At 63.6% G+C, this 3,505-nt stretch carries 3 protein-coding genes and 2 pseudogenes; 2 read left to right on the forward strand and 3 right to left on the reverse strand.

Translation table 11 applies throughout. The features are described from left to right. A partial coding sequence (locus CJ301_RS18295; RefSeq protein WP_216823336.1) for a hypothetical protein occupies positions 1-338 on the forward strand: 338 nt, incomplete at its 5' end. Positions 339-370: 32 nt separating this feature from the next. Here the strand turns inward: CJ301_RS18295 and CJ301_RS18300 are convergent. After that, positions 371-1,194 (reverse strand): annotated as a pseudogene (locus tag CJ301_RS18300) (IS3 family transposase); the annotation flags it as partial. A 195-nt stretch (positions 1,195-1,389) separates the two neighbouring features. Next, positions 1,390-2,417 (reverse strand): annotated as a pseudogene (locus CJ301_RS18305) (IS110 family transposase). 39 nt (positions 2,418-2,456) lie between these two features. Between CJ301_RS18305 and CJ301_RS18310 the strand changes: the two are divergent. After that, positions 2,457-3,002: an acyltransferase family protein gene (locus tag CJ301_RS18310; RefSeq protein ID WP_162620631.1), complete on the forward strand. Its 546-nt coding sequence runs from the start codon at positions 2,457-2,459 to the stop codon at positions 3,000-3,002. Here the strand turns inward: CJ301_RS18310 and CJ301_RS18315 are convergent. Further along, positions 2,987-3,505, reverse strand: a 519-nt coding sequence (locus tag CJ301_RS18315; RefSeq protein WP_173812395.1) for a transposase, incomplete at its 5' end; no start/stop codon positions are given. The genes CJ301_RS18310 and CJ301_RS18315 overlap by 16 nt on opposite strands.

The following is a 3,505-nucleotide window of genomic DNA, read 5'->3' on the forward strand; positions in this document are numbered from 1 at the left end:
GGGAGGCTGAGCGCCACCTGATGGCGATCATGGACCGGGTCCAGCGGCGACTTCTGTGGGCCAGCGCCGCATGGATCGCCCTCGGCATGGCCGTCATGCTCGGCCTCGGCGGGGCCGCCGGGTTCTACTTGGGGCGCGCCCACGGCCTGACCATGGCCGCCTCGTGGGAGGGGATCCTGGCCCGCCAGGACTTCGGGGCTTGGAGCGGGCTCATCACGAAGAACGGCGACATGGACGCGCTGCTTGACACGTACTGCCGTCCCGGCAGTCCGGCCAACAGTCGTGTGCTGGACAGCGAGGGGCAAGAATTCTGCTGGCTGCCGCTGCGGACCGATTGACGGAGAAAGGCCGGACTGAGTGTGCAAGTTCACTTCGGCTTCCGGCGCCAGACAGCCATCAGCAATGCCTGCAAGACAACGTCGGTCGTTTGGCGGTTCTGCATCGACCAGCCGACCACGCGGCGTGAAAAGAGATCAATGACGACGGCCAGGTAGGCGAAGCCTTCCTGCGTCCGGATGTAAGTGATGTCGGTCACCCAAACCCGGTCTGGAGCTTCCACGTCGAACTGCCGATTCAGGGTGTTGTCGACGACGATCGACGGCTTGCCGCCATACTTGCCGGGGCGGCGCTTGTAGCCGATCTGCGCCTTGATGCCGGCCAGCTTGGTCAGGCGGGAGACGCGGTTCAAACAGACACTTTCGCCCTGCTCGAGAAGGTCGTCGTGCAGCTTGCGGTGCCCATAGACCTTGCCGCTCTCGACCCACGCCTCCTTCAAAAGCCCAGTCTGCCGCTCGTCCTCCCGAGCGCGTTTGCTCAACGGCGCCTTCAGCCACGCATAGAAGCCGCTCGGCTGGATGCGCAGGCACCGACACATCGCCCGGACGGAGAACTGACTGCGATGCTCGGCCACGAACGCGTATTTCACTTTGCATCCCTGGCGAAATACGCGGTGGCCTTTTTTAAGATATCGCGTTCCTCCGACACCCGCGCCAGCTCCTTCTTCAGGCGCCTGATCTCGGTGTCCTTCTCCGCCTCGCCTGATGAGGCCTTCGCGAACTTCTTTTTTCAGGCATAGAGCGAATACGGGCTGACCCCGAGCCGCTCCGACACTTCCCTGACCGGGTAGCCTCGCTCGGTGATCTGCGCGATCGCGTCCCGCTTGAACTCGTCGCTGAACTTGCTGCTGCTCATCATGGCCTCCTTGCCTCAAAATTAGCGAAGAAGGCGTCCACAGGACACGGGGCTATTCACCTCATACACAGAAGATCTGACACTCTCTCGAATGGCGCACCGCCCGTAATGCTGGTTCTCCCGACCCGGTCTCATGACCGTGTGCCCTTACGTTCCCTCGCTCCCTCTCACATCCTACGGCGACCCGGCGAAATCAGCCTATGTGGCTGCCACCGCCGGATCCCTATAGTCCTCTCCCTTCTGTAGTAGCGCCCAGGCCGTCCGCGCCATGCGATTGGCCAGCGCGACTGCTACGAGCATCCTCGGCTTGCGCGCCAACATCCGCGCGAGCCAGGAACCCTCGGGCCCCCCTTTGCGTGCGGCCCATCGCACGACGGCAACAGCGCCGATGATCAAGAGCCTGCGGATGTCGCGCTGTCCCATCTTCGACGTGCGGCCCAGCCGCTCCTTCCCACCACTTGAGTGCTGTCGCGGCGTGAGGCCTACCCAGGCCGCGAAGTCCCGTCCCTTCGAGAACGTCTCCATCGGCGGTGCGAATGTAGTGATCGCCGCAGCCGTCACCGCTCCCACGCCCGGGATTGTTGTCAACCGTCGCGCCGTCTCGTCGCCAGCTGCGCGCCTTCGCAATTGCGCATCGAGGTCCGCAATCTTCTCAGCCAACTCGGCGATTTGCTCCAGCAAGAGGCGAGCCAGATCGCGGACTGCGGCGGGCAGCACGCCCTCATCACCATCAATGATGGCTGCAAGGCGCCCGACATGCGCGGGGCCGGTGGGGACCACGATGCCTTGGTCGGCAAGATGCGCGCGCAGAGCATTGATGGTCTGCGTGCGCTGGCGAACGAGAAGATCCCGGGTCCGATAGACCATCGCAGCTGCCTGCTGAGCCTCGCTCTTCACAGCAACGAACCGCATGGTCGACCGCGACGCGGCCTCGGCGATCGCCTCGGCATCCGCCATGTCGTCTTCTGCCGCTTGACGAAGGGTTTCACATAGGCAAGAGGGATCAGCCGGACTTTGTGCCCGAGCTCGCCTATCGCTCGGCCCCAGTGATGGGCGCTGGCACATGCCTCCATCGCCACAATGCAAGGCGACTGCGCTGCGATGAACTTCAGTAGCTGCGCCCGCGACAGCTTGCGCCGGAACACGACCGCCCCATCCGCCCCGGCACCATGCGCTTGAAACACGTTCTTGGCCAGATCCAGGCCGATAATGCTAACCTCTTCCATGGACGCTCCCTCCTTAGCGGTGCTTCAACACCCGCTATCATGGCACATCGATGCCGCCGGGGGGCGTCCACCCCATCGGTTACCTTCTTCTCGCCCTTCGGCCACGCGGATTTCGGCCGCCCCGGCGTGCTGATCTTCTTCGTGATCAGCGGCTTCGTGATAATGCATGCCTGCCGCGACGAGCCGGTGCGCACCTTCGCGGTGCGCCGCATCATCCGGGTCGTGCCGCTCTACTGGCTGATGACTCAAGCCTTCTACGTGCTGATGCTGCGTAGCGATCTTGCCGCCGGCACGCCGCTGGCCCGGCTGCCGGAGCTTGTCGCCTCGCTGCTGTTCATCCCGCATTACCACCAGGGCGTGCCGACCGAGATCTGGCCGCTGCTGGTGCCCGGCTGGACCCTGAACTACGAGATGTTCTTCTTCGCGGTCTTCGGCATCGGCATCGCCTTCGGGCGGCCCGCGCACGTCGCCGGGGCGATCCTGCTGGCGCTGGTCGCCGCCGGTGTCCTCCTCGATCTGCAGGATGCGCGGTTGGTGACGAGATATGGGCAAAAGTTGGTGACGCTTGATCAGGCGGCGGCTTGAAGTTGGCGGAGCCCGTCGCGGAACTCAACCCCGTGGATGATCTCGGGCAGGCGGTTTTGGCCGTCGAGTCTGCGCCATTTCTTCTGCGCCGACATCATCAGCTTGAACGCCATGGCCAAGCCGGTCTTGCGGCTCAGGCACCCCTTGGTGCGTTTCGTGCGATGCCGGACCGTTGCGAAGGTGCTTTCGATCGGATTTGACGTCCGGATATGCTTCCAGTGCTCGGCTGGGAAGTCATAGAAAGTCAGCAGTGCGTCCCGGTCCTTGACCAGCTTGGCGACCGCCTTGCCCCATTTCACACCATAGGTTGCGACGAAGAAGTCGAAGGCGACGTTTGCTTCGACCTTTGTCTCGGCCTGCCAGATGTCGTGCAGATGGCCTTTGGCCCTGGCTTGCACGGATTTCGGCATCGCGTTCAGTACGTTCATGGTCTTGTGGACCCAGCAACGTTGCTCCCGCGTCATGGCGAACACTTCGCGCAGCGCGGTCCAGAAGCCCAGGGC

The sequence above is a fragment of the Limimaricola cinnabarinus genome (genome assembly GCF_002723615.1).
GTDB classification, from domain to species: domain Bacteria; phylum Pseudomonadota; class Alphaproteobacteria; order Rhodobacterales; family Rhodobacteraceae; genus Limimaricola; species Limimaricola cinnabarinus_B.

Bases quoted from the DNA above. Each gene is read 5' to 3' on its own strand.
- CJ301_RS18310 (WP_162620631.1), top strand. From the start codon at position 2,457: ATGGCACATCGATGCCGCCGGGGGGCGTCCACCCCATCGGTTACCTTC.